Source organism: Pseudobutyrivibrio ruminis (assembly GCF_015057245.1).
Classification (GTDB): Bacteria; Bacillota; Clostridia; order Lachnospirales; family Lachnospiraceae; genus Pseudobutyrivibrio; species Pseudobutyrivibrio ruminis_E.
The window spans coordinates 32,088-56,797 of the sequence record NZ_SVET01000001.1; the positions used below are offsets into that span (position 1 = coordinate 32,088).

Annotated in this window: 23 protein-coding genes; 1 reads left to right on the plus strand and 22 read right to left on the minus strand. The window is 37.8% G+C overall.

Annotated elements, in window-relative coordinates; genetic code table 11:
- Positions 1–107 precede the first annotated feature (107 nt).
- Positions 108–1,859 (plus strand): Rqc2 family fibronectin-binding protein, encoded by a 1,752-nt coding sequence (locus E7274_RS00205; RefSeq protein ID WP_304172758.1) that lies wholly within the window; start codon positions 108–110, stop codon positions 1,857–1,859.
- Here the strand turns inward: E7274_RS00205 and recG are convergent.
- The 22 genes from recG to rsxC all read right to left on the minus strand — a co-directional run bounded on the left by recG (position 1,827) and on the right by rsxC (position 24,604).
- Complete coding sequence (gene recG / locus E7274_RS00210; RefSeq protein ID WP_304172760.1) at positions 1,827–3,875, minus strand: ATP-dependent DNA helicase RecG; 2,049 nt, start codon at positions 3,873–3,875, stop codon at positions 1,827–1,829. The two genes, E7274_RS00205 and recG, sit on opposite strands and share 33 nt — an antisense overlap.
- A gap of 4 nt (positions 3,876–3,879) precedes the next feature.
- On the minus strand, positions 3,880–5,415 hold the full coding sequence (locus tag E7274_RS00215; protein WP_304172762.1) for a DAK2 domain-containing protein: 1,536 nt from the start codon (positions 5,413–5,415) through the stop codon (positions 3,880–3,882).
- 13 nt (positions 5,416–5,428) lie between these two features.
- Positions 5,429–5,788 carry an Asp23/Gls24 family envelope stress response protein gene (locus E7274_RS00220; protein ID WP_033154141.1) on the minus strand — a complete coding sequence of 120 codons (360 nt, stop codon included), beginning with the start codon at positions 5,786–5,788 and terminating at the stop codon, positions 5,429–5,431.
- Positions 5,789–5,928: 140 nt separating this feature from the next.
- Complete coding sequence (gene rpmB, locus E7274_RS00225; RefSeq protein ID WP_015549663.1) at positions 5,929–6,114, minus strand: 50S ribosomal protein L28; 186 nt, start codon at positions 6,112–6,114, stop codon at positions 5,929–5,931.
- A gap of 135 nt (positions 6,115–6,249) precedes the next feature.
- Positions 6,250–7,680 (minus strand): peptidoglycan D,D-transpeptidase FtsI family protein, encoded by a 1,431-nt coding sequence (locus E7274_RS00230; RefSeq protein WP_304172763.1) that lies wholly within the window; start codon positions 7,678–7,680, stop codon positions 6,250–6,252.
- Positions 7,673–9,001 (minus strand): FtsW/RodA/SpoVE family cell cycle protein, encoded by a 1,329-nt coding sequence (locus E7274_RS00235; protein ID WP_304172765.1) that lies wholly within the window; start codon positions 8,999–9,001, stop codon positions 7,673–7,675. Before E7274_RS00235 ends, E7274_RS00230 begins: the two co-directional genes overlap by 8 nt.
- A 2-nt stretch (positions 9,002–9,003) precedes the next feature.
- Positions 9,004–11,112, minus strand: a complete 2,109-nt coding sequence (locus E7274_RS00240) for a U32 family peptidase (protein ID WP_304172767.1) — start codon at positions 11,110–11,112, stop codon at positions 9,004–9,006.
- A 43-nt stretch (positions 11,113–11,155) separates the two neighbouring features.
- Positions 11,156–11,581, minus strand: coding sequence for a cell division protein ZapA (locus E7274_RS00245; RefSeq protein ID WP_033154144.1), 426 nt, complete (start codon positions 11,579–11,581; stop codon positions 11,156–11,158).
- Between the two features lie 65 nt (positions 11,582–11,646).
- Complete coding sequence (gene ruvB / locus E7274_RS00250; RefSeq protein ID WP_033154145.1) at positions 11,647–12,660, minus strand: Holliday junction branch migration DNA helicase RuvB; 1,014 nt, start codon at positions 12,658–12,660, stop codon at positions 11,647–11,649.
- Between the two features lie 12 nt (positions 12,661–12,672).
- The gene (gene ruvA / locus E7274_RS00255) at positions 12,673–13,281 is read right to left on the minus strand and encodes a Holliday junction branch migration protein RuvA (protein WP_044934530.1); all 609 of its coding nucleotides are present in this window, start codon (positions 13,279–13,281) and stop codon (positions 12,673–12,675) included.
- Positions 13,278–14,708 (minus strand): tRNA (N6-isopentenyl adenosine(37)-C2)-methylthiotransferase MiaB, encoded by a 1,431-nt coding sequence (gene miaB, locus E7274_RS00260; protein ID WP_304172769.1) that lies wholly within the window; start codon positions 14,706–14,708, stop codon positions 13,278–13,280. Before miaB ends, ruvA begins: the two co-directional genes overlap by 4 nt.
- Before the next feature lie 12 nt (positions 14,709–14,720).
- A complete protein-coding gene (locus E7274_RS00265) occupies positions 14,721–15,965 on the minus strand; it encodes a glutamate-5-semialdehyde dehydrogenase (RefSeq protein ID WP_304172771.1) in 1,245 nt (414 codons plus the stop codon).
- Positions 15,962–16,555, minus strand: coding sequence for a 5-formyltetrahydrofolate cyclo-ligase (locus E7274_RS00270; protein ID WP_304172772.1), 594 nt, complete (start codon positions 16,553–16,555; stop codon positions 15,962–15,964). Before E7274_RS00270 ends, E7274_RS00265 begins: the two co-directional genes overlap by 4 nt.
- Positions 16,536–16,757, minus strand: a complete 222-nt coding sequence (locus tag E7274_RS00275) for a DUF896 domain-containing protein (RefSeq protein ID WP_177175553.1) — start codon at positions 16,755–16,757, stop codon at positions 16,536–16,538. Before E7274_RS00275 ends, E7274_RS00270 begins: the two co-directional genes overlap by 20 nt.
- 2 nt (positions 16,758–16,759) lie before the next feature.
- A complete protein-coding gene (gene proB, locus E7274_RS00280) occupies positions 16,760–17,593 on the minus strand; it encodes a glutamate 5-kinase (RefSeq protein ID WP_304172774.1) in 834 nt (277 codons plus the stop codon).
- A 101-nt stretch (positions 17,594–17,694) separates the two neighbouring features.
- Entirely contained in the window at positions 17,695–19,464 is a 1,770-nt protein-coding gene (locus tag E7274_RS00285; protein WP_304172776.1) for a flavocytochrome c, read from the minus strand.
- A 9-nt stretch (positions 19,465–19,473) separates the two neighbouring features.
- The gene (locus tag E7274_RS00290; RefSeq protein WP_033154152.1) at positions 19,474–20,265 is read right to left on the minus strand and encodes an RnfABCDGE type electron transport complex subunit B; all 792 of its coding nucleotides are present in this window, start codon (positions 20,263–20,265) and stop codon (positions 19,474–19,476) included.
- 13 nt (positions 20,266–20,278) lie between these two features.
- Positions 20,279–20,863, minus strand: coding sequence for an electron transport complex subunit RsxA (gene rsxA / locus E7274_RS00295; RefSeq protein ID WP_033154153.1), 585 nt, complete (start codon positions 20,861–20,863; stop codon positions 20,279–20,281).
- Positions 20,863–21,720 (minus strand): electron transport complex subunit RsxE, encoded by an 858-nt coding sequence (gene rsxE / locus E7274_RS00300; RefSeq protein WP_304172778.1) that lies wholly within the window; start codon positions 21,718–21,720, stop codon positions 20,863–20,865. The genes rsxA and rsxE overlap by 1 nt, the downstream gene beginning before the upstream one ends.
- Positions 21,713–22,336 (minus strand): RnfABCDGE type electron transport complex subunit G, encoded by a 624-nt coding sequence (locus E7274_RS00305; protein ID WP_304172780.1) that lies wholly within the window; start codon positions 22,334–22,336, stop codon positions 21,713–21,715. The genes rsxE and E7274_RS00305 overlap by 8 nt, the downstream gene beginning before the upstream one ends.
- Complete coding sequence (locus tag E7274_RS00310; RefSeq protein WP_081821939.1) at positions 22,329–23,267, minus strand: RnfABCDGE type electron transport complex subunit D; 939 nt, start codon at positions 23,265–23,267, stop codon at positions 22,329–22,331. Before E7274_RS00310 ends, E7274_RS00305 begins: the two co-directional genes overlap by 8 nt.
- A gap of 17 nt (positions 23,268–23,284) precedes the next feature.
- A complete protein-coding gene (gene rsxC, locus E7274_RS00315) occupies positions 23,285–24,604 on the minus strand; it encodes an electron transport complex subunit RsxC (protein ID WP_033154157.1) in 1,320 nt (439 codons plus the stop codon).
- Positions 24,605–24,710 lie beyond the last annotated feature (106 nt).

The following is a 24,710-nucleotide window of genomic DNA, read 5'->3' on the forward strand; positions in this document are numbered from 1 at the left end:
AAATTACATTACTCTGAAGTGTACACAGTTGTAATTAATTATAATTAAATGTATCATGATAGTCAACAATAAAGGATGAAGTACTACTACTTTGAAAGGACAAGAAAATGGCATTAGATGGTATTTCTATTCATGCTTTAGTACATGAATTTAACGAGACATTTTTGAATGGAAAAATCAATAAAATTTCTCAGCCTGAAAAAGAGGAATTATTGATTACTATAAATACTCAAAATGGAAATAAACGATTGCTAGTATCAGCAAACGCTTCTCTTCCATTTATGTATATCACAGATGAGAATAAAACTGCACCAGCTCAAGCTCCTGGATTCTGTATGTTGCTTAGAAAACATATAGGCGCAGGAAGAATTATCGAAATTTCTCAAATGGGAATGGAACGTGCTGTTCGTTTTAAAATTCAGCATTTAAACGAAATGGGTGATATTACATACAAATATCTTTATATTGAGATTATGGGTAAGCATTCTAACATAATCTTTTGCAACGAAGATAATATGATTTTGGATTCCATAAAGCATATTCCTTCATCTGTAAGTTCTGTACGCGAAGTTTTACCAGGACGTGATTATTTTATTCCAACTCAGGAAGGAAAAACTAATCCTTTGGAATCATCAGAGGATTCTTTCAAGAATACAGTTCTTAAACGAAGTGAGTCGGTGTTCAAGGCATTAATGTCATCATATATTGGCATCAGCCCAACAATTGCAAATGAAATCTGTTTCAGAGCAGGGATAGATTCTGATGCAAGCTGCGCTTCTCTTTTTGATGAACATAAAGAAAAGCTTTGGGTTAGCTTTACTGGATTGATGGATGATATTCGAAATGATAACTACTCTTACAATATCATTATAGATGCTGCAAATGGAAAGCCACTAGAATATGCACCAGTAGCTCTTACAATGTATCAGGACATGGAAACAAAATCTTTTAAAACTATGTCTGAGGTTTTGATAGAGTTTTATGCTAAGCGAAATCAGTATACAAACATTCGTCAGAAGTCTGCAGATTTGCGTAAAATAATAAACAATCATATTGAGCGTGCTTCTAAAAAATTGGATTTACAATTAAAGCAGCAAAAAGACACAGAAAAACGCGATAAATACAAGATTTATGGTGAAATGCTTCATACTTATGGATATGAAGCGAAGCCAAATGATAAATCTATAACTGTTATAAATTATTATGACAATAAAGAGCTGACTATTCCTCTCGACCCGGATTTATCAGCCACAGAAAATGCTAAGAAATACTTTGATAAATATGCAAAGTTAAAAAGAACAGCCGAAGCTCTCAATATTTATATTGAACAGTCTAAGCAGGAACTAGAACTTCTTCAATCTATCGAAGCTGCTTTAAATATCGTTGAAAATGAAACAGATTTAGCTGAAATTCGACGTGAATTATCGGATCATGGATTTATTAAAAAGCATTCTGGTAATAAAAAAGAAAAAATCAAGAAAAGCAAACCATTACATTTTGTTGATGATAATGGATTCGATATTTATGTTGGCAAAAACAACTACCAAAATGACGAGCTTACTTTTAAATTTGCTACTGGAAATGATTGGTGGTTCCATACAAAAAAGATACATGGCAGCCATGTAATTGTTAAAACAAATGGTAAGGAATTACCGGACAGTACATATGAATATGCTGCAGAGTTAGCCGCTTACTATTCTTCTGGTCGCGATTCTCAAAAAGTTGAGATTGATTACTTACAAAAGAAGAACGTAAAAAAGCCCGCTAGCGCTGTAGCAGGCTTTGTAGTTTATTACACTAATTACTCTCTTATGGCCACTCCTACATTAGAGCACGTAAAATTGATTAGCCAAGAATGAGTTTAATGTAGACCTTAGAGCTGGATGATTTTCCAGTTCTGGGTCTTTTTTTAATATGTCGTCTACGTCAGAGGATGCCATTTCAAGCTCATCGGCGTCTTGATAAATATCGGCAACCTTAAAGCTGAACTCGCCACTTTGTCGCACTCCAAACATATCTCCAGGGCCTCGTAATTTCAAATCTTCTCTGGCGATATAGAAGCCGTCATTTGACTTAAGCATAATATTCAAGCGCTCTGATTCTTGGTTATCTGAGCTTGAATTCATTAAAATACAGTAACTTTGGGCGTCACCTCTACCAACTCTTCCTCTTAATTGATGTAGGGCTGCAAGACCAAATCTATTGGCATTTTCAATCATCATAACTGTTGCATTTGGAACATTGACACCGACCTCTACAACAGTTGTAGAAACCAATATATCAGTTTTATGATTAGCAAAATCATCCATCACCTGATTCTTTTCAGAAGGCTTCATTTTTCCGTGCAATACGCCAATGTGATATTTATCTTTAAAGTGGTCTTTTAATTTCTTACTGTAATCCGTAACATTTTGCGCTTCAGTTGTTTCTGATGCCTCGACAAGCGGGCAAATTATATATACCTGATGCCCTTTTGCAATTTCATCGGAAACAAATTTGTAAGCGGTTGCTCTCATGCTTTCTTTGATTACACATGTTTTTATAGGCAATCGATTGGCTGGAAGTTCCTTGATTGCAGAAACATGCATATTTCCATAGAGGATCATAGCCAGGGTTCTAGGAATCGGGGTCGCTGACATAACAACAATATGAGGATGATTTCCTTTTGAGGAAAGTTTATCTCGTTGCTGTACGCCAAATCTATGCTGCTCATCAGTGATTACTAATGCCAATTCTCCAAAAGATCTGCCTTCTGATATCAATGCATGAGTGCCAATGATTAAGCATTGCTCATTTTCATCCACCAGCTTTTGCATAGCTTTCTTTTCAGAAACTTTCATAGAACCAGTAAATAAAGCTACAGGAATATCTAATCCAGCATCATCAACCCATTTTTTGAAACTTTCATAGTGCTGCTTTGCAAGTACTTCTGTAGGCGCCATGATTGCTGCTTGATATCCAGATAACGCAACGTCCAACATGGCCAAAAAGGCAACGATGGTTTTACCACTTCCTACATCACCTTGAATTAATCTCTGAGTAATGTATTCTCCTGTTAAATCGCTAGAAATGTCATCAATGACCTTTAATTGATCATTAGTTAAAGCGAAAGGTAATAAGTTTCTAAAATCGTCTGTTTCCTGATGATGTGTGATGTTGAATATATTAGGATATGAAACGCCTTTTTCTTCCTGCAAGCGGGAATTAAGTATAAAGAAAAACATTTCTTCATAAGCAAGACGACGGCGTGCTTTTACCAGCTCATCAAAATCCCTAGGAAAATGATATGCGTAAATCGCATCCTTATATGACATAAAATCGTTTTTGGATTCTATATCCTCAGGCAACCGGTTTTCTGGAATGTTACAGTGCTCAAATCCACTTTTAACTGATTTTAATACAAGATTGTTGCTTAGGCCTTTAGTTAAATGATAAATAGGCTGTATTTGCTTGCGGATTTCCTCGTATTTATCTCTTTCAAATATTAAAGGCTGTGTAATCTTGTATCGCCCCTTGTCAAATAATAGCCTTCCGTAGAAAATATATATTTTGCCTGGCTCTAAGCTGGATTTAATATAATTCGAATTAAACCAAGCTAAATCAACTGCCACATCATCCACATAAGCTGTTGCTGATAATACATCCAGTTTGTTTCTTGTTCGAAATATCTTTGGGCTTGTCTTGATACGCCCAGCTATGCTAACAAGTGAATTGACGTTATCTTTGTTTGGTTTCGATACTTCAGGATAAATTAAATAGGTACGCGGAAAAAAAAGGAGTATATCCTCTATGGTATATACTCCTAACTTGTTTAATAATTTAGTTGTCTTCTCTCCAACGCCCTTAATAGTGTCAATCGGTGATAACAACTCCATAATATTACTCCACTGAAACGATGTATGCGTAAACAGCCTGTCCGCCTTCTGAAATTTCAACTTCAAGATCTGGATACTTCTCAAGTACCTTGTCGCCAAGTGCCTGAGCATCATCCTGATTTGAACCTTCACCCCAGTAGATAGAAACTACAGCGGAATCATCAGAAACCATCTCGTCGATCATCTCGAGGAATGCAGTTGAAATATCAGCATTTACAGAAAGGAGGCCCGAATCACCCATACCCATCCAGTCGTCTTTTCTGATTTCTTTGTCATCAATAACAGTATCACGAACAGCGTATGTAACCTGACCAGTCTTAACATTAGAGATTTCCTCTGTCATGGCAGCCTGGTTATCTTCAACGCTAGCGTCTGCAGCGAATGAAATAAGAGCTGTAATTCCCTGAGGGATTGTCTTTGTAGGGATAACGATAATCTTTTTATCCTCACAAATAGCAGCTGCCTGATTTGCTGCGAGAATGATATTTTTATTGTTTGGTAAAACAAATACAGTCTTTGCATTAACCTTTTCTACTGCTGAAAGGATATCGTCTGTAGAAGGGTTCATTGTCTGACCACCTGGAATCATGTAGTCACAGCCAAGCTCTGTAAAGATAGATGTAAGGCCTTCGCCTGTAGCAATTGAAACGAATCCCATTTCCTTTGCTGGCTCTGTAAACTTAGGAGCTTCTTCCTTAACATCTTCTTTTTCGCTAGAGAATACTACTTCATCAGAATTTGTCTCTGTGATTGTAAGATCAGAAACCTTTCCAGATGCTAACTTCTCTAACTTAGCTTTTAATTCTTTGATCTGGTATGAAGCAAGTGGCTTCTCAGATTCGATAACGAATTCAACAGCATACTTAGAAATGGCTGGCTTAGCCTTTGGAGCCTCTACAGCTTCTGTAGAGTAGTCTACTTCCTTACCAATAAGGGCATCGTAAGCACCCTTAAGAACCTGAACAAGACCCTGTCCGCCTGAATCTACAACGCCAGCCTGCTTCAAAACTGGAAGCATATCTGGAGTTCTTGCAAGTGTATCCTCTGCTTCTGCGATAACAGCTTCAGCAAATTCTACGATATTGTCTGTCTTTGTAGCCATCTCTGCAGCCTTGTCAGCAGCAGCGCGGGCAACTGTAAGAATTGTACCTTCCTTTGGTTGCATAACTGCCTTGTAAGCAGTCTGAACAGCCTTTTCAAAGGCCTCATTTAAAAGTGGAATATCAACTTCGTCGTGGCTTGAAATAACCTTTGTAAAACCACGGAAAAGCTGAGACAAAATAACACCTGAATTACCTCTTGCGCCTCTAAGTGAGCCAGATGAAATAGCCTTAGACAATGTCTTCATGTCTGGATCCTGAAGCTCCATTACAGCATTTGCTGCTGACATGATAGTCATAGTCATATTTGTACCTGTATCACCATCAGGAACTGGGAAAACGTTTAATTCGTTAATCCATTCCTTTTTAGATTCAAGATTTTTTGCGCCCGAAAGGAACATCTTTGATAATAAAGACGCATCGATAGTTTGAATCTCCACGTATAAATCCTCCTTAGTCAATAACTCTTACGCCTTCAACGTAGATATTGATTGTATCAACAGTTAAACCAGTAAAAGACGAAACTTTATATTTTACTGTTTCGATGAGGTTCTCTGCTACTGCAGCAACGCTAACACCATATGAAACAATAACATGAAAATCTAACGAAATTGTGTTGTCCTCATTGATATTGACACTAATTCCGTGATTTAAATAATCTTTCTTGAGAAGCTTAACCAAGCCATCTTTCATATTGACAGCAGCCATGCCTACAATGCCGAAGCACTCTACTGCAACTGAACCGGCATAAGTAGCAATAACATCTGTGTCTATAACAATCTTACCAAGCTCTGTTTCCATTTGACCTTGCATAAAATTACCTCCAAATTCGCATATTTACTCATGATGAGAACATTATATACTATGTTTACTAAAAATGAAAGTAAGGATTAATGCCTAAAACAAAAAATAAAAGCCACCCTTCCGAGTGACTTTCAATATCGTGTGTAAGATTAAGCACGCTCAACCTTGCCAGAACGTAAACAAGAAGTACATACATATAACTTCTTAGGTGTTCCATTCACATTACACTTAACGGACTTCACATTAGACTTCCACATATGATTGGATCTTCTATGAGAATGGCTCACATTGTTACCGAAATGAGCGCCTTTTCCACAAACTGCACATTTTGCCATGATTGCACCTCCTTGTAATTTATTTCAAAAACAAATTGCATTGACTAAACGCAACAATCGAATTATAGCAAAGCAAATTGTAAATTGCAATGATTTTTTCACCATATCTTGATTTTATTTTTCTAAGATAGTGTGTTATTGGAAATATGCATCAAAAACCTTTGCTGCCAATGGAGCTGCATGCTTACTTCCATATCCTGCTCCCTCCATTATAACAGCAATAGCCAGTTCTTTTCCAGTACTATCTGTCGCATATCCTACGAACCAGGAATGAGTCATACTTTTATTAGTTGTATACTCTGCTGTTCCAGTTTTGCCATAAACTTTTAATTCACCGAAATCTACGCTATCAGCGGTTCCGTCCATTACAACAGCTTCCATGTATTCATTTAGTAAATCTACCTCAGAATCGGACATAATTTGTCCGTAGCTCTTTTCGTCTGTCTGACTAACAATATTGCCTTCGGCGCTTACCAACTTATCTGCGTAATATGGTTCCATCAACTCACCACCGTTGGCGATTGCGGAAACGAGCATACACATATGAAGAGGCGAAACTGTGGTGTTACCTTGACCTATGGCTGTTTGAGCAACAAGCTTATCGTCACTATTTGAAAGAGAAAAACTAGATGCTTTAGTGGCTTCAATCTGAGTAGGTAATGTATCGTTAAATAACAATTCTTCTGCTGTTTCAGTGAATTCATCTTTATCAAGATTGATTCCCATATATGCATAAGCGCTATTGCATGAGTTGGAAAATGCTTTTAATAGATTCTCCGAACCGTGAGACTCATTACTACTACAATGAATTGTATAATCTCCTACTTTAAGGGACCCATTACAATTATAACTAAAATCCGAATTACCGTTATTTGCTCTTAAATAGGCAATGGTGGTGACAATTTTAAATGTTGAGCCTGGTGGATACGCTCCTTGTGTAGCTCTATTTAAAAGCGCAGATTTAGTGTTTGACTCACTATTTATGTCATCCCAGTATGTTGCAATTGTGTTTGGATCGTAATCAGGTTTTGATACCATCGCAATTACTTTTCCTGTAGAAGGCTCGATTGCTATTACTGCACCGTCATACATTCCCATGCCTTCGTAAGCAGCAAGCTGTGTTTCATAATCAAATGTCGTATATAAATCATCACCAGGACTTTTTTTGCCACTGAGATTATTATTAATCTGATCCTTAAGTGAAATGTGGCTTTTCAGCAGATCAAATGAATAATACGCCTCTAGACCTGCCATACCTTGGTCTACATAGCCTACAGCGTGGCTAAACAGCCTTTCGTCTGGATATACACGTATTTCTTGCTTAGAATCGTCGTAGCTTGTTTTGGCTATAATATGCCCATCAGCGGTATATATGCTACCTCTGGTTACATCATCTGAAAAAGCAGAAAATCTTGAATTATAAGAATTATATATGAAATCTTTTGCTCCTTCTTTCACGTAATAAGAAAGGTAGACAATCATAGCAATAAAGACCATGGCAAACATGATTGCTATAACATATATTTCTTTTCTGATTGCTTTCTTAGTAGTCTTCTTTTTAGTCATAACGTCTTCTGCCTTTGTTTATATATATTAATTCATCAGAACACTGTGCGATGTAGAAACAAATAAACATTGAAAGTAGCGAGCTGCCACCATAGCTGATAAAAGGTAAGGTGACACCTGTGGATGGTATAAATTTGATTACGCCACCAATATTTAATATAGCTTGAATCGAAAAAATAATTGCAATTCCATTGATAACCAACATATAGAAGCTGTTATAACATGCAAAAGCTCTATTAAAAAGCATAATGCTGGTGCACATTACAATAACTATTAAGCATATAGCTACAACTGCTCCTAATTCCTCTGAAATAGCTGCAAATATGAAGTCCTTGGTAACAACCGGTATCTTATTTGGCTGACCATTTGTGAGTCCAGAGCCGAACCATCCTCCAGATCCTATTGCGAATAATGACTGTGTAATTTGATATCCTTTATCATCGATAACTGATAATGGGTCAGACCATGCAATAAATCTGGATTGTATATGCGGAAATCTATTGTATGCGAATATTCCACCAGCAAAAGCTACAATAAATTCCAACGATAAAACAATATAATTCTTGTAAGCTATGAAAATGATAAAAACATAGGCAACAAGAAATATCATAGCTGTTCCTAAATCTTTCGAGAATACAAGGACTAAAACATGCAGCCCTGCGCCTATTGTAGAAAACAAAAAGCCGCGCATATCTTTGTAAGTCACTATACAACCGCTGATAAAGAATAGATAAGTAAGCTTTACAAATTCACTAGGCTGTATGCTTATGCTTCCAAAGGAAAGGGATAGCTTTGCGCCATACTCCACCTTTCCTGTGAAATGCACTATTAAAAGAAGCGCTATGCCAACAAGGGCAAAAATAAATAGCTTTCGATTGATATGCTTGATGTTTTTAAGTACCAGCATAGCTAATATAGCAAATCCTGCAGAAGCAATGGCAAAAACAAACTGTCTGGTTGCCCTGCTCATATCAAGTCTTTCTAGTGCAATAAAACTAAAGCTTAGAAGCATCAACATATTATTTAAAAGAGCTCCAGATTTGCCATAGTTTAGTTTGGTCATTGATATGCTTATTGCAACAAATAAAGCCAGCTGAAAGATAACCAAAAGAATAATTCTAGGGTCTTCTTTTACATAGTATAAAATGACGGAGCCGTTTATCAGAAAACAGACTACCATGATAGCTTGAATAGTAGATAAAATCCCTGATAAATCTTCACCGATTTTTGCCTCAAATATCTGTATAACATCTAATAGTGTAAACACCATTACAAAGATTAAAATTGTTATTCTGGAAAAAGTTATCAGAACGCTAACCAACGTTATTCTACCCCTCTTTTTAAATGTCCTTTAGTAAAGTCTTCTTTGAATTTAAAAGGTTGATTCTTGATAAATACATCTTTATAAAGATTAAGTATTTCTTCGGTTTCTGATTCAGACTCAACAGTGAAATCCAATCTGAATTCTTTGACACCAAGAGAAAGCAATTCATCCTTTAAATCAAATGCCATATATCTCTTGCTGTTGTAGATAGTGTTGTAACAGTTATTACAGTCACATGCTACAATGAAGCTTTCATTTTTTCGGTCTACTAGTGTAATCTGGCTGTTAGCCTTTTTACATCCGATAGTGTTCTTAACAGTGCAATTAGCTGTAATCATCATAGGAATACGGCTGTAAATAATCATCTGAGAATTATGATTATCTCTGTGCTTTAATTCCTTTAATGAAAGCTCATAAGGGATACAGCTATAATTGAATCCAAGCTTTTCAAATGCTTTAACACTTCTGTTATTGAAGGTATATAACCTGTGGTCCAGTATTACTTTTTTCTGAGGATAATTAATGCTAGATAAATAACCTAGCTCATCGTAGCTTGCTGCTATTACACCGTCTGCGCTATCGTCTATATCTAAAGACTTGATTTTGCTGGTTCTAAATACTGCTGGCAGGTAAATATATACTTTGCCAGAAAAATATTGTTTTGCAGTCTCAAATAAATGGGATGGAACCGCAATAGCATCAATAAAATCAAAGTTTTTCAATGCTTTAATCTGCTCTTCTTTTAGCAATGTGATGAAAGCCTTTGGTGAAGCCTGAATATTGCTAGGAACCTTTAATTCCTCAAATGGAACTACTATTTTATTCTTCTCAGTAGATAATATAGCAGTAAGCTTTGCAATGGCTTCTCTTCTTGCATTCTTCAAAGCTGAAACAGGCAAGAAAATATCGTCATCATAATCAATGTTTAATTTATCAATTTCAAATGATGTATTTCCCAGACCAGATACCGCTTTTACGATATCTTCTTTGCTGGTGGCTCTATTTTGAGCTTTTTCAATAACACTTCCTGTAAATTTACCTTCATTTCCGTTATCATCCATGAAAGTAACCTGAAGCTCTTTTCCTAGATTTGCACTAACCTTGCAGTTAACTTTTATTTTTCTTTCTAGTATTTCTGCATTAGTAGATTCTGCTTTTGTATGGGATGGGGCCTCGAAAGTCATCATTTCAGGGCCGTTGTGGGAATGCAAATATAAATCTGTAAATCCACTTCTGTTTCCTGAATTTAAAAGACGTGTTATGTCCTGATCTGATACAGAATAATTAGCAGCACCCTTATACAAATACTGATCTATATAATGTCTATATACAGATAAAACTCCAGTTGCATAGTCTATCTGCTTCATTCTTCCTTCGATTTTAAAAGACATTACACCTGCTTCAATCATTTCAGGAAGATACTTTATAGTACAAAAATCCTTAGGACTAAGGATGTAATTTCCTTTTTTGTTAAGTTTATTATTTTTATCATCAAAAGCTTCGTATGGAAGTCTACAAGGCTGAGCACATCTTCCTCTGTTACCAGATCTTCCACCTAAAATTGATGACATTAAGCACTGTCCGGAATAGCAAACACAAAGTGCACCATGCACAAAAGACTCGATTTCCAAATCAGGGCAAGCACTATGAATTCTGCTAATCTCATTGATAGATATCTCACGAGCTGTAACAATACGAGATGCGCCTAAATCCTCAAAGTATTTGGCACCATATTCGGTACAAAGACTAGTCTGAGTGCTCACATGAATATGAGTATCTGGGAAATATGTTCTTATGAAATTAAATACACCAAAATCCTGAACGATAAATGCATCGATTCCATTTTCCACGTATGCTTTTAGGTATTCGTATAACTTGCCTTCGATTTCAAGATTTTTAAGCAATGTATTAACAGTAAGATAAGCCTTCGCCCCATGTAAATGAGCATATTTGATAGCCTCTTTGGCGTCTTCGATTGAGAAGTTCTTAGCATATGCTCTGGCACCAAACAAATCACCACCAAAATAAACTGCATCAGCTCCTGAATTGATAGCAGCCTTAAATATTTGTAAATCGCCTGCTGGCGAAAGTAATTCTAATTTATTCATAGATATCCTCAAAAAATAAGGGCCCCATCAAGGGACCCAATTATTATTCATCTGAAATAGAACCTAGAAGGGCATCCTCTAGGGAAGCCTCAAGCTTTGTCTTGTGAAGAAGAAGCTCCTTGTTCTCCCTTTCAAGCTTTGTAATTGTTTCTTCTAAAGTTTCTGTCTTAAGCTGTGCTGATATTAAATCGTGTTTGAGATTATAAATTTCTTTATCACGAATATCTAAATCAGATTCAAGGGATTCAACCTGGGTCTTCGCCTTGAAGTAATCGTCAGCAATATTTAGCTCAAGCAAAGTAGCCTTTAAATCAGCAGAAATACGCTTGTAATCGTCTATTGAATTAAACTCGTCAAGCTTTGAATTTATGTAGTTGGCAACCTTCTGAAGATATTCCTCCTCTTCGTAACCGCTCAACGTATAAACTTTTCCGCCTATAAGCACTTTTGCGCTCTTCTCGGAAACCATATACCGCATCCTCCCTGTAAAAATCAATTATAATTATATATATTATTTTGCATAAAAACAAGATTTCACATTACATTTTCTGGAATTGGCATGTGAAAATGTTCGTATGCTTCTTTTGTTGCAACTCGTCCCTTTGGAGTACGAATAATTAGGCCATTTTGAAGCAAATATGGTTCGTAAACATCCTCGATTGTGCCTGAATCCTCTCCTACTGTAGCAGCAAGATTATCAAGACCTACTGGTCCTCCGTTAAAACGTTCAATAATTGCAAGCAAAATATTCCTATCGTTATTATCTAATCCTAAGGTGTCAACCTCTAAAGAATCTAGTGTTGCGGCAGCTACATCCTTTGTGATAACACCATCAAATTTAACTTCAGCGTAATCCCTAACTCGTTTCAAGTATCTATTGGCCAAACGTGGGGTCCCTCTTGATCTAAGAGCAATTTGGTATGCCCCCTCATAATCAATAGGAGCATCAAGCTTTCCTGCAGATGCTGTAACGATTGTAGACAGCTCCTCTGGAGTGTAATAATCCATATGGCCGATTATTCCGAATCTGTCACGAAGTGGAGCGGACAAAAGACCAGGTCTTGTTGTGGCTCCTATTAAAGTGAAACGTGGTAATTTTGTATGAATTGAACGGGCTGTAGTGTCCTTGCCCATAACAATATCTACAGCAAAATCTTCCATTGCGGAATATAAAGTCTCTTCTACTGGCTTTGAAAGACGATGAATTTCATCGATAAATAAAACATCACCATCCTTTAAAGTCATAAGAACTGCTACTATCTCACCCGGTATAGTAATTGCTGGGCCAGATGTAACTTTTATATTTGAATTCATCTCTGAAGCTACAATCCCTGCAAGAGTGGTTTTTCCAAGGCCAGGAGGTCCATATAAAAGTACATGATCCAGTGCCTCGCCACGCTTTTTTGCAGCCTCAATATATATTTGCATGTTCTCTTTGACTTTATTCTGACCAATGTAGCCATCAAAGCTCTTTGGCCTAAGAGCGTTATCTGTAACTAAATCCTCGTGAGATGCAATTGTAGAAGTTATTTGTTTGTTTGAAAGCATATATTCTCACCTTTAAATAAATGACATCTGTTTTAATGTATCGGAAAGCAACTGTTCAGTGGTTGTGGAGTCTGTTATTGTCATCTTATCTAATGCTCTAGCAGCGTTGCTTGGTGAATAGCCAAGTGCTACAAGTGCTTCTAATACTTCTTCTTTTACGGTTGAAGTAGTGGCAATCTTAGTCTGCCCAGCCGAAAGCTTACCTTCGAACGCATCAACAATATCAACTTTATCCTTTAAATCGATTATTGCTCGTTCTGCTGTTTTCTTTCCTACTCCAGGAACTTTAGCAAAGGCCTTTGAATCGCCACCTGCCACAGCAAATCGAATATCTGAAACGGTCATGGAGCTAAGGATTGCAAGCGCTCCCTTAGGTCCAATTCCGCTGACAGAAAGAAGAAGCTCAAACATCTTAAGCTCCTCCTTGTCATAGAATCCATATAAAGTAAGAGAATCCTCTTTTGGAATCAGCTTGGTGTTAAGCTTGATTTCTGAGCCAATGGCAGGAAGACTGCCAATGGTATTCATTGAAGAATTAACACCATAACCTATTCCATTATTGTCAACGATAATGACGTTGCCATCAATATCTGTAAGTGTGCCTCGAATGAATGCTATCATTTTTTCTCCCCAATAAAATAAAATCCTTTACAACAGTTTAACTTAACCTCAACGATTTTTCCAATCAAAGATGCATCTCCTGGAAAATGTACTGTTGTATTGTTTTCAAGCTTGCCTGATACCAATGAAGAATCCTGCTCATTTACTTCTTCAACAAGTACTTTTTGAACGGTGCCTTCAAGTGATTTAACTTTTTCATGTCCATGTTTTTGTACTAAGGCAAGTAATCTATCAAATCTATCTTTGATTACGTCTTCTGGAACCTGATTATCCATTGTAGCGGCTGGAGTTCCAGTACGTTTTGAATAGATAAATGTAAATGCACTGTCATAATGAACTTTATCTACTACGTCCATTGTCTCAAGGAAATCTTCCTCTGTTTCACCAGGGAAGCCAACGATAATATCTGTAGTAATCGCTACATCAGGGATGCGAGCTCTAAGCTTTTCTACTAAGCCAAGATAATGCTCCTTTGTATAACGTCTGTTCATTTTCTTAAGAATTTCACTACTTCCTGACTGAAGAGGTAAATGCATGTGCTTACATACTTTTGGAAGTGTAGCCATTGCCTCAATAAGGTCATCTGATAAATCCTTTGGATGAGGAGTCATGAAACGAATTCGCTCAAGCCCCTCAATATCATTAACCATTTTAAGAAGCTCTGCGAAGGTAACCTTTTCTTCAAGGCCTACGCCGTATGAGTTAACATTCTGACCAAGAAGCATAATTTCAACTACGCCATCTGCCACCAATGCTTTAATTTCGTTAACGATATCCTCTGGCTTTCTAGAACGTTCTCTACCTCTAACATAAGGTACGATGCAATATGTACAGAAATTATTACATCCGAAACTGATATTTACACCAGATTTGAATGGGTATTTTCTAGAAATTGGAAGGTTCTCTACGATTTTGTCGGTATCCTTCCATATATCAATAATCATACCTTTTTTATTAAGTAACGCTGTTGTAAATAACTCCGCAAACTTGTAAAGGTTGTGTGTTCCAAAGATTAAATCTACAAATTTGTAGTTGTTCTGTAAATGCTCGATAACAGTAGGCTCCTGCATCATACAACCGCAGAGACCAATCATCATATTCTTATTCTTTTTCTTGTAACCGTGAAGAATACCAAGATGACCGTACACCTTGTTATTTGCATTCTCTCTAACAGTACATGTATTGTAAATTACAAAATCAGCATTCTCATCTGTTGTTTCTTCATAACCAATTTCCTTAAGAACACCAAGAAGCTTCTCAGAATCTCTTGCGTTCATCTGGCAACCAAATGTAACAACACAGCAAGTAAGCTTTCTTCCAAGCTCTTCTTCTCTTTTAGCTACAATTTTTGCAGCCTCCTTAATGAAATAATATTGGCGTTCTGGCTCCTCTGTTGGAGCATTGTTTAATAAATCTGTAATACTCATTTTAATTCCTAACTATTTTCTAATTTGTCCGTTACCACGGATTGTATATTTATAACTTGTTAATGCTAAAAGTCCCATTGGGCCTCTTGCGTGAAGTTTTTGTGTGCTAATTCCTATTTCTGCTCCAAAACCAAACTCAAATCCATCTGTAAATCTGGTTGAAGCATTAACATAAACACAGGATGCATCAATACCATCCAAGAATGCATTGGCATTAGCTTCGTCATTGGTAATGATTGATTCTGAATGGCCAGTGTTATACTTATTGATATGTTCAATTGCCTCTTCTACTGAAGAAACAGTTTTAACTGAAATTATATAATCTAAATATTCCTTACCAAAATCTTCTTCTGTTGCATCTAACGAGCCATCAAGGTATTGCTTTGATTCTGCATCAGCAAATATTTGTACGCCGTGCTCTTTTAGCTTTGCGTTTAGAGCAGGAAGTAGCTTGGCTGCTATATCTTTATGTATAACAAGAGATTCACAGGCGTTACATACACCAATTCTCTGTGTTTTTGCATTTTCGATAATAGATATAGCCATATCGATATCTGCATCATAATCAACATAAATATGGCAGTTGCCAGAACCTGTTTCAATTACAGGAACAGAAGCATTTTCTACAACTGATTTAATAAGTCCAGCTCCCCCTCGAGGAATAAGAACGTCTACATATCCGTTCATTCGCATAAGCTGATTTGTAGACTCTCTTGTAGTATCTTCGATTAATGTAATAGCATCAACCGGAAGGTTTTCCTTCATAAGAGTATCCCTGATAATCTTTACGATAGCCTTGTTTGATTCAAGAGCATCAGAGCCGCCTTTTAATATAGTTGCATTGCCAGTTTTAAAACAAAGACCAAATACGTCTGCAGTAACATTTGGTCGTGCCTCGTAAATGACACCAACAACACCAATTGGAACAAGTCTTTTTGCTATATGAAGCCCGTTAGGTCTATCCCACTCTTCGGTGATTTTTCCGATTGGATCCTCAAGCTCTACAACCTGACGCAATCCCTCTGCCATTCCACTAATTCGTGATTCATCTAACTTCAATCGATCTAATAATCCCTGAGATAATCCCTTTTTCTCACCGTTAGCCATGTCGATTTGATTGGCGCTAATAATATCAGCACTATTTTTCTCAAGGGAATCAGCAACTGCTAATATCCCTTTGTTTTTAGCCTCGGTAGATAATAAAGCTACTTTGTACTTTGCTGCCTTTGCTTTTGTTGCCTGCTCAATTAATGTCATAATCTACTTCCTTTCAAAACCAAGTTTTCAGTAACAATATAATCCATCGGTATATCATGGGATTCGATTTGAATAGTCTTCGCCAGCTGCTTTGAAAAGCAAGGCGCAATGCTCGTTATTTCTGGATGCTTTTCGAAAAATCTATCATAAAAGCCGCCTCCATAACCAATTCTATTAAGCTTTTTATCGAATATCAACCCTGGGGTTATAGAAATAATTGACTGATTGAAATCAGTAAGTAAATTTATGTCAGATTTTGGTTCCATAATATTGTATGAACCAATAGAAAAATCCATTTCTAAATCGACTATTTCATAGAAATACAACTGATGATTCTTTTTATCACATTTCGGGAAATATAGATGCTTCCCCTGCTGTAATAAAATGGAATATAACTGTTTTAAATCAACTTCGCTTCCAAATGGATAATAGCATAAAAAAATATTAGCTCCTTTAAAATCAGATTCTAAAAGAGCCAAAACATTTTTACTAATAAGGGATGACAGTCGATTTCTTTCTGAAATTGAAATACCATCTCTAATGCTTTTATAAGTTAATCTAATATCATTACTAGTTTGACTTACTTCCATATTTTTCGCCAAGGTTTTCTACCTTACCATCTTCGTCTACTATATCAATATTGTTAAGCTGGGTTCTGATGTTGCCTTTGATTGCATCAATATATGCTCTTCTAAGCTTAGCCTGCTCTGCTTTTTCAGCATCAGTAAGACCTTCACCTTTCTGCTTATGGTAAAGTTCATTAATTCTTGCGATATCTTTCTCTGTAATCATAATTAATCCTCTAATAAATCTAATACATGAACATCATCTCTTTTATTTGCAGTAAAGAGTGTGCCCTTGTCTTTATTTTCGAAAATACGATGAATATTTCCTATGTGTGCGCCGTTTGTAATGACCATATCTGCACCAGAATATGTAGCTATTTGAGCTGCTCTAAGCTTTGCAGTCATTCCTCCCGTACCGACATTTGATGTGCTATCCGAAGATGCCATATCCAAGACTGAATCTATATCATTAACAACTGGCACAAACTCAGCATTAGGGTTTGTATTAGGATTATCTGTATATAGTCCATCTATGTCGGATAAAAGTATAAGTGAATCAGCTTTTACAAGTGCTGCAACGATAGCTGATAATGAATCATTATCACCAAACTGAATTTCATGGGTTGCAACAGTATCATTTTCATTTACGACAGGAATAACTCCAAGATTAAATAACTGTTCAAATGTATTACGAGCATTTTCTCTGGATTCTGGATCAGTCATTGTTTTCTTGGTCATAAGAATCTGGCCGGCTCTTTGATTGTACTCAGAAAAAAGCTTTTGATAAACCGACATAAGATAAGCCTGGCCAATAGATGCACAAGCCTGCTTTGTAGCCAAATCTGCGGGACGCTCTTTTAAACCAATTGCATATCGGCCAACTGCGATTGCGCCAGAAGATACAAGGCATACATCCTTGCCCTGAGCTCGCAAATCACAAAGCTGACGCACTAAACGCTCCAACTTAGTATAATCGATATTTCCAGTTGCATCATGTGTTATAGTTGATGAACCAACCTTAACAACTACTCTTTTCTTTTTTGTAAAATCTACACCGTACATATTCTTCTCCCACAATAATATCCGGTACATAATACCACTATTTTGGCATATATTCAATAAAAATGCTCCCCGTAAAAACGAGGAGCATAAAAAATACTTAATTATTTTTCAATGTATTCAATTGCGCTTTCAGCTGCGATTCTACCATAAACAACGATATCAGCAACAGCATTACCGCCGAGACGGTTAGCGCCATGGATACCACCAGTAACCTCACCGCAAGCATATAAGCCTTCGATTGGATTACCATCAGTATCAATAACCTCTGCAGAAGTGTTAATCTTAACACCACCCATACAGTGATGGATACCAGGTCCAACATTTACTGCATAGTAAGGACCAGAAGAAAGATCAGTCTTAACTGCTCCGATTTCACGTCCAAAGTCTTCATCTACTCCAGATGCAACATAACCAGACCATGTCTCTACTGTTTCCTTTAAAGCCTCTGTAGCATCAGCATCAAAATCCATTGCCTTTGCAAGATCATCAAGAGTTTCACCATTTACAAGATATCCACCCTTTTCAAGCTTAGAAATAACAGCTGAACCTTCATACAAATCCTGGTTTACGATAAGCCATACATTACCTGTAGGCTGCTCGATTTCTGCAGCAGATACTTCATCTCGAGTACCTGTCTCGTTGAAGAATCTGTGACCTTCTTTGTTTACAAGGATAGCGCCATCACCACGAAGTGCCTCACCAACTAATGTACCATCTGTTGGAACAACTGTAGGATGAAGCTGAATCTGATCAAGATCAACAAAATCAGCGTTAAGATCTCCTAAGAAATCAATTGCATCACCACTTGCTGTAGTAACGTTTGTAGAAATGTATCCTTCTAAGTCAGGACGATATTCTGTAACCTTATCCATGTTACCACCGAAACCACCTGTAGCTACAATTACAGCATCAGCATGAATTGTAACATTGTTTCCAGATGAGCCTGTAGCCTTAACGCCTGCAGCCTTACCATCTTCCATAATGATTTCTGTAGCAGCTGTGTTTGTGTGTACTTCGATTCCAAGCTCATCCATTCTTGCAGAAAGCTTATCTACAAGGTAAGAACCAACTGGAATAATGTTTCCGTCAGCATCAACTGGTCTATGTGTACGGTTTGCACTTAAACCACCCATAGTAGCAAGAGGTCCGTTTAATTCGATTCCCTCAGAATCAAGCCAATCGATGGCATCTGATGAATTTTCAGCTAACACCTTTACAAGCTCAGGATCGTTCATGTTCTTACCACTTGCCATTGTATCATCGATAAATGACTGAACAGAATCCTCAACCCCTTGCTCTTCCTCATAATGAGTCTCAGCAGCGTTCATACCGGAACTTGCACGTGCAGTGTTACCACCAAGGATTGAGTTTTTCTCAAGAAGGATAACACTCTTTCCTTCCTCTGCAGCACTAATAGCGGCTGTCATACCAGCTCCACCACCACCGATAACTACTATATCAGCATTTCCTTCATAGTCCTCAGCAACAGTCTTTGTGCCATTAGAACCATCAGCAACAACACCAGCTTCATTAAGAGCTGCATTTACAGCCTCAAGGAAACCTGTAGAACTGTATGTAGCACCAGCGATAACATCTACATTACTGTTCTGTTCTTCGATAATTTGAGTCTTTAAGTTGCTCAGTGCAACACCACCTACTGAAGGTGTTTCATCAGGAGCATCATAAGTAATATCTGTGATAGTATCACCATCAACAAATACTGTAACTTCGATGTTACCTCCAAAGCCTTGTGCATTAGCAACATAAGACTTACCAGAAGCTCCCTTCTTTACGAGTGGAGCTAAACCACAGAATAATGCAAGTAATATACAGATTGTTACACCTAAAATTTTCTTTGTACTATTACGCATATTTCCTCCTTACAAAATGATCTTTCTTGGGCAAGCTTCTGCACATTTGCCACAGCTTGTACATTTATCTTGATCTATGTGAGCAAAGAATCCATCAACATGAATAGCATCACTTTCACAGACCTTTTCGCACTTGTGGCAACCAATACAGCCAACTTTACAAACGCTCATAACATCTTTTCCCTTGTCATTATTGTGACAACGAACAGCGTGACCAAAATCGTAAGGAATAAGCTCGATAAGATGATTTGGACATACAGCCACACACTTACCACAAGCCTTACAAGCTTCTTTGTCAACTAAAGCTACACCGTCAACAATATGAATAGCGTCAAATGGACAAGCCTTTACGCAAGAGCCAAAGCCCATACAACCATAAGAGCAAGCCTTAGGACCGCCACCTGGAACATATGCCATTGCCTGACAATCCTCGACGCCTGTGTAATCGTAAAGCTGAGTAGCATTCTCACATGTTCCATGACACATTACAAATGCAACTTTACGAACACCTTCTTCAGCAGCAACACCCATAATCTCAGAAATCTGAGCCGCAACAGGTGCGCCACCAACTGGGCACTGATTTACAGGTGCCTCTCCCTTTGCGATAGCTGCAGCCAAGCCAGAACATCCAGCATATCCACAACCACCACAGTTATTTCCTGGAAGAACTGCAAGAACAGCCTCTTCACGTGGATCAACTTCTACCTTAAACTTTTCAGATGAAAAGCAAAGGAAAAATCCAATTATACAACCGGTAGCGCCAACTATAACAGCTGCCAGTAAAATTCCTGTTATACTCATTTGTTAGCCCTCCTTAAATTACTCCAGCGAAGCCCATAAAAGCCATAGCCATAAGTCCTGCTGTAACAAGAACGATAGCTGAACCCTTGAAAGCCTGTGGAAAATCGTTGTATTCAATCTTTTCTCTGATGCCAGCCATGATTACGATTGCAATTGTAAAGCCAAGAGCAACACCAAAACCATTAATTACTGACTCAAGAATATCATATTCCTTAGTAACGTTATTGATAGCTGTACCAAGCACTGCACAGTTAGTTGTGATAAGTGGAAGGTATACACCAAGTGACTTATAAAGTGAAGGTACGCTCTTTTTAAGGAACATCTCTACGAACTGAACAAGTGCAGCAATAACAAGAATGAAAACGATTGTCTGCATATATTCAAATCCAGTAGGAGCCAAAATAAACTTATAAATAAGTGATGTAACGAATGATGAAATAGTAATTACGAAGATTACTGCTCCACCCATACCTGCTGCTGTCTCAACCCTCTTTGATACTCCCAGGAATGGACAAAGACCAAGGAACTGAGAAAGAACAACGTTGTTAACAATAGCTGAAGCTACTAATAAAAGAATTAAGCTTGTTACGTAACTCATTATTTTTCCTCCTTTCCAGCGATATCGTCAGCATATGAAGAATCAGAACCAGATTTTTCTACATCTTCTGTATTCTTTGCATTTGCAGTCTGTTTTGTTTCTGTAGGAACAGCCTGTGGCTTAGCAACATCCTTAGGATCAACCGGTGGAACCTCATCAGCCTTGTGAACCAAAGACTTTCCTGTGCATGCACTTGATAAGCTACAACCTGAGCAATCTCGGCCTAAGCATCCCTGTACTGCTGGAAGTGGCTTACCCTTTGCTTCCATGTTACGTCTAACAACGTTCATGATGGCAACAAGACAACCAAGTACGAAGAAAGCTCCAGGAGCAAGACCAAATAATGTGATGTGATAATCATTAAGTGGTGCAATAACTGCTCCGAAGATAGATCCGTTTGCAAGGATTTCACGGACAATACCAATAAGAGTAAGTCCTACTGTGAAACCAAGACCCATACCAATACCATCGAACATTGAAGGTATAACTGGATTCTTGCTAGCGTAGCTCTCTGCACGTCCTAAGATGATACAGTTAACTACGATAAGTGGAATATAAATACCAAGTGATTCATATAATGAAGGTGTAAAACCTTCCATCAAAAACTGAACAATTGTAACGAAGGATGCAACTACAACGATGAAAGCTGGCATTCTCACTCTATCTGGAATGATATTTCTAAGTGCAGAAATAAGCATGTTAGATAAAACAAGAACGACTGTTGTAGAAAGACCCATACCAATACCATTAATAGCTGATGTGGTAACAGCAAGTGTTGGACACATACCAAGCATTAATACAAAGGTAGGATTCTCCTTCCAAAGTCCGTTATAAACTCTTTCTAGGTTCTTATTCATTAGAAGCACCTCCTACAATAGATTCGAAGTAGGTGACACATGCATTAATACCACCTGTCATAGCACGCGATGTTATAGTGGCAGCTGAAATAGCATCTACTTCGCTTGATGAAGATGCGCCAGTCTTTGTAACTGTAAAGATTTCTGCTGCTCTGTTAATGAACTGAGCTGAGAATGAACCATCACCTGTATCTTTAGCCTTCATACCAAGACCAGCTGTTTCTGAGATATCAGTAATTGAATAGCCATTGATAATACCATCATTTGTGATACCTACAGAAAATGTAATATTTCCGCCGTATCCTGCTGATGTTGTAACTGTAAGAACGTATCCAATTACATTGTTTGATGCATCAAGTGCCTCAACGCAATTATCGATTGTCTCTGTGCTGTATCCTGCCTCATTAACGTAAGTTGTGGCAGCTGAGGAATCGAAATCCTCAATTTCAGCAAATGAAGCTGCATCTGCAAATACTGACGAATATGCTTCCTTCATAGCGTCCTGATGAGCTTTCTCAATAGGTGCTTTTGTGATTTCGTATACAAGTCCTAAAGCGAAGCCTGCTACAAGAGTAATACAGGTAAGGACTAAAGCGTCTTTTACCAATTTATTCATTAGACTTCACCTCCTTTGAAATTCCAAAGGCTCTAGGTACTGTAATCTTTTCGATAAGTGGAACGAGAAGGTTGCTGAAGATGATAGCGTAGCTAACGCCCTCTGCGCTGTTTCCAAAGAATCTGAAGATACCAGTTAAAACACCGAGGCAAATACCAAAAATGACCTTGCCAAGAGGTGTGATTGGCGATGTAACATAATCTGTTGCCATGAAGAATGCACCAAGCATTAATCCACCACCACAAAGGTGTGCAACAAGGAATGTTGTATCTAAGCCGTGTCCTCCAAATAAAATAACGAAAATGGAGAATGTAAGAATGTAAACACCAGGAATAACTAAATCAATTACGCCTAACAAGATAAGAATAATTGCTCCAATCAAAATACAAAGAGCGCTAGTCTCACCGATTGTACCTGCTGTACGACCAATTAACATATCGAGAGTGTTTACATTTCCACCACCGATTGATGCAAGAGGTGTAGGACCAGCAACGCCATCGTACTCGAAATGAGTCATTGTTCCTGCGAATGAAATAAGCAAGAATACACGTCCACCAAGTGCTGGGTTCATGAAGTTCTGACCTAATCCGCCGAATAACATCTTTACAACTACGATTGCAAAAACGCTACCGAGCACTGCCTGCCATACAGGAAGTGTATGTGGTAAGTTGAGTGCAAGAAGAAGTCCAGTAACAGCTGCACTTAAATCACCGATTGTATTCTTCTTCCCTACTGCTTTTTCAAATAAGAATTCTGATAATACACAAGATGTGATACATACTGCTATAAGTAATAATGCACGAATTCCAAAATTGATAATACCAAATAGTGTAGTTGGCATAAGGGCAATTATCACATATAACATGATAATACTACTGTCGTCCTTCGCTCTGACATGTGGAGATGAAGAAACTTTTAATAAATTACTCACTTTCTACCCCATCCTTTCTACTTTTTTCTCTTATCTGCAAGAATTTGTTTTTTCATAGTCTTAATTGACTGAGCCAGTGGCTTTCTAGCTGGACAAGCAAAGCTGCAGCTACCACATTCAATACATTCAAGACCATACCATTTTTCGAACGTTTCCTTGTCTCCGTGATCAGAGAACTTAGAAAGTCTAGAAGGTATTAATTTTTCAGGACAAGCTTCAACACATCTACCACAGTTAATACAAGCAGTAGTTTCGTACATTGAAACTTCATCTTCTGATAAGCAAACAAGAGCGCCTGATGTCTTTGTTGTAGGGATATCAGCATCCATAACAGCAAATCCCATCATAGGACCACCTGAAATGATTTTTGCTGGCTCTCTAACGAATCCGCCAGCTGCTTCAAGGATTTCCTTGCAGCTCATACCGATGCAAATTCTGTAGTTGCGTGGCTCCATAACTGCATCACCAGTAAGTGTGAATATACGGTCCATAACTGGCTTTCCTTCAACAATTGCTGTATAGATAGCATTTATAGTAGCAACGTTGTCTACGATACATCCAGCATCAGCAGGAAGCATCTTTGAGTTAATTTCACGACCTGTGCACGCCTTAATAATCTGACGCTCACCACCCTGAGGATACTTTGTAAGAAGTGGAACCACTTCGATACGTGGCTCGTTCTCAACAAGCTTCTCTAATGATGCAATAACATCAGATTTGTTGTCTTCTACGCCAAGTAAACCTTTTGCCTTTGGGAAAAGCTGAAGAATAATCTTCATGCCAGTGATAAGCTTTTCTGGCTCTTCAACCATACTTCTGTAGTCTGATGTAAGATAAGGTTCGCATTCAGCACAGTTTGCAATAATATATTCAATCTTCTCAGGATTGTTAGGTGAAAGCTTTACATGAGTAGGGAAACCAGCACCTCCCATGCCTACAATACCTGCATCCTGAATTTTCTTGATGATTTCTTCATTGGAAAGCTTTGTATAATCCTCGCAAGGTTCAAATCCTGTCTCAATGAATTGGCCATCACTTTCAATTATGATAGAATTAACCATGTCGCCTGTTGCGACGCGTCGAGGCTCAATAGCCTTGACTGTACCGGAAACGCTTGAGAAAATTGGTGCAGACACAAATCCGCCTGCTTCTGCAATTTTCTGACCTCTGAGCACACTATCGCCTACTGCGACACATGCTTGTGCTGGTGCACCTATGTGCTGGGATAATGGATATACCATTAAGCCCTGTGGCTTAATATCCTTAATAGGCTTTTCTTTGGAAAGTTCCTTGCCTTCATAAGGATGGACGCCACCTTTAAATGTTCTAAGGCCCATTAGCATTTACTCCTCTCTTTCTTTAACGTTAATTAAATTATATCATTTAAAATACTGAAGTAGAGAAAATTTATCATTAATATTGTACATTTTCGAATACCAAAGT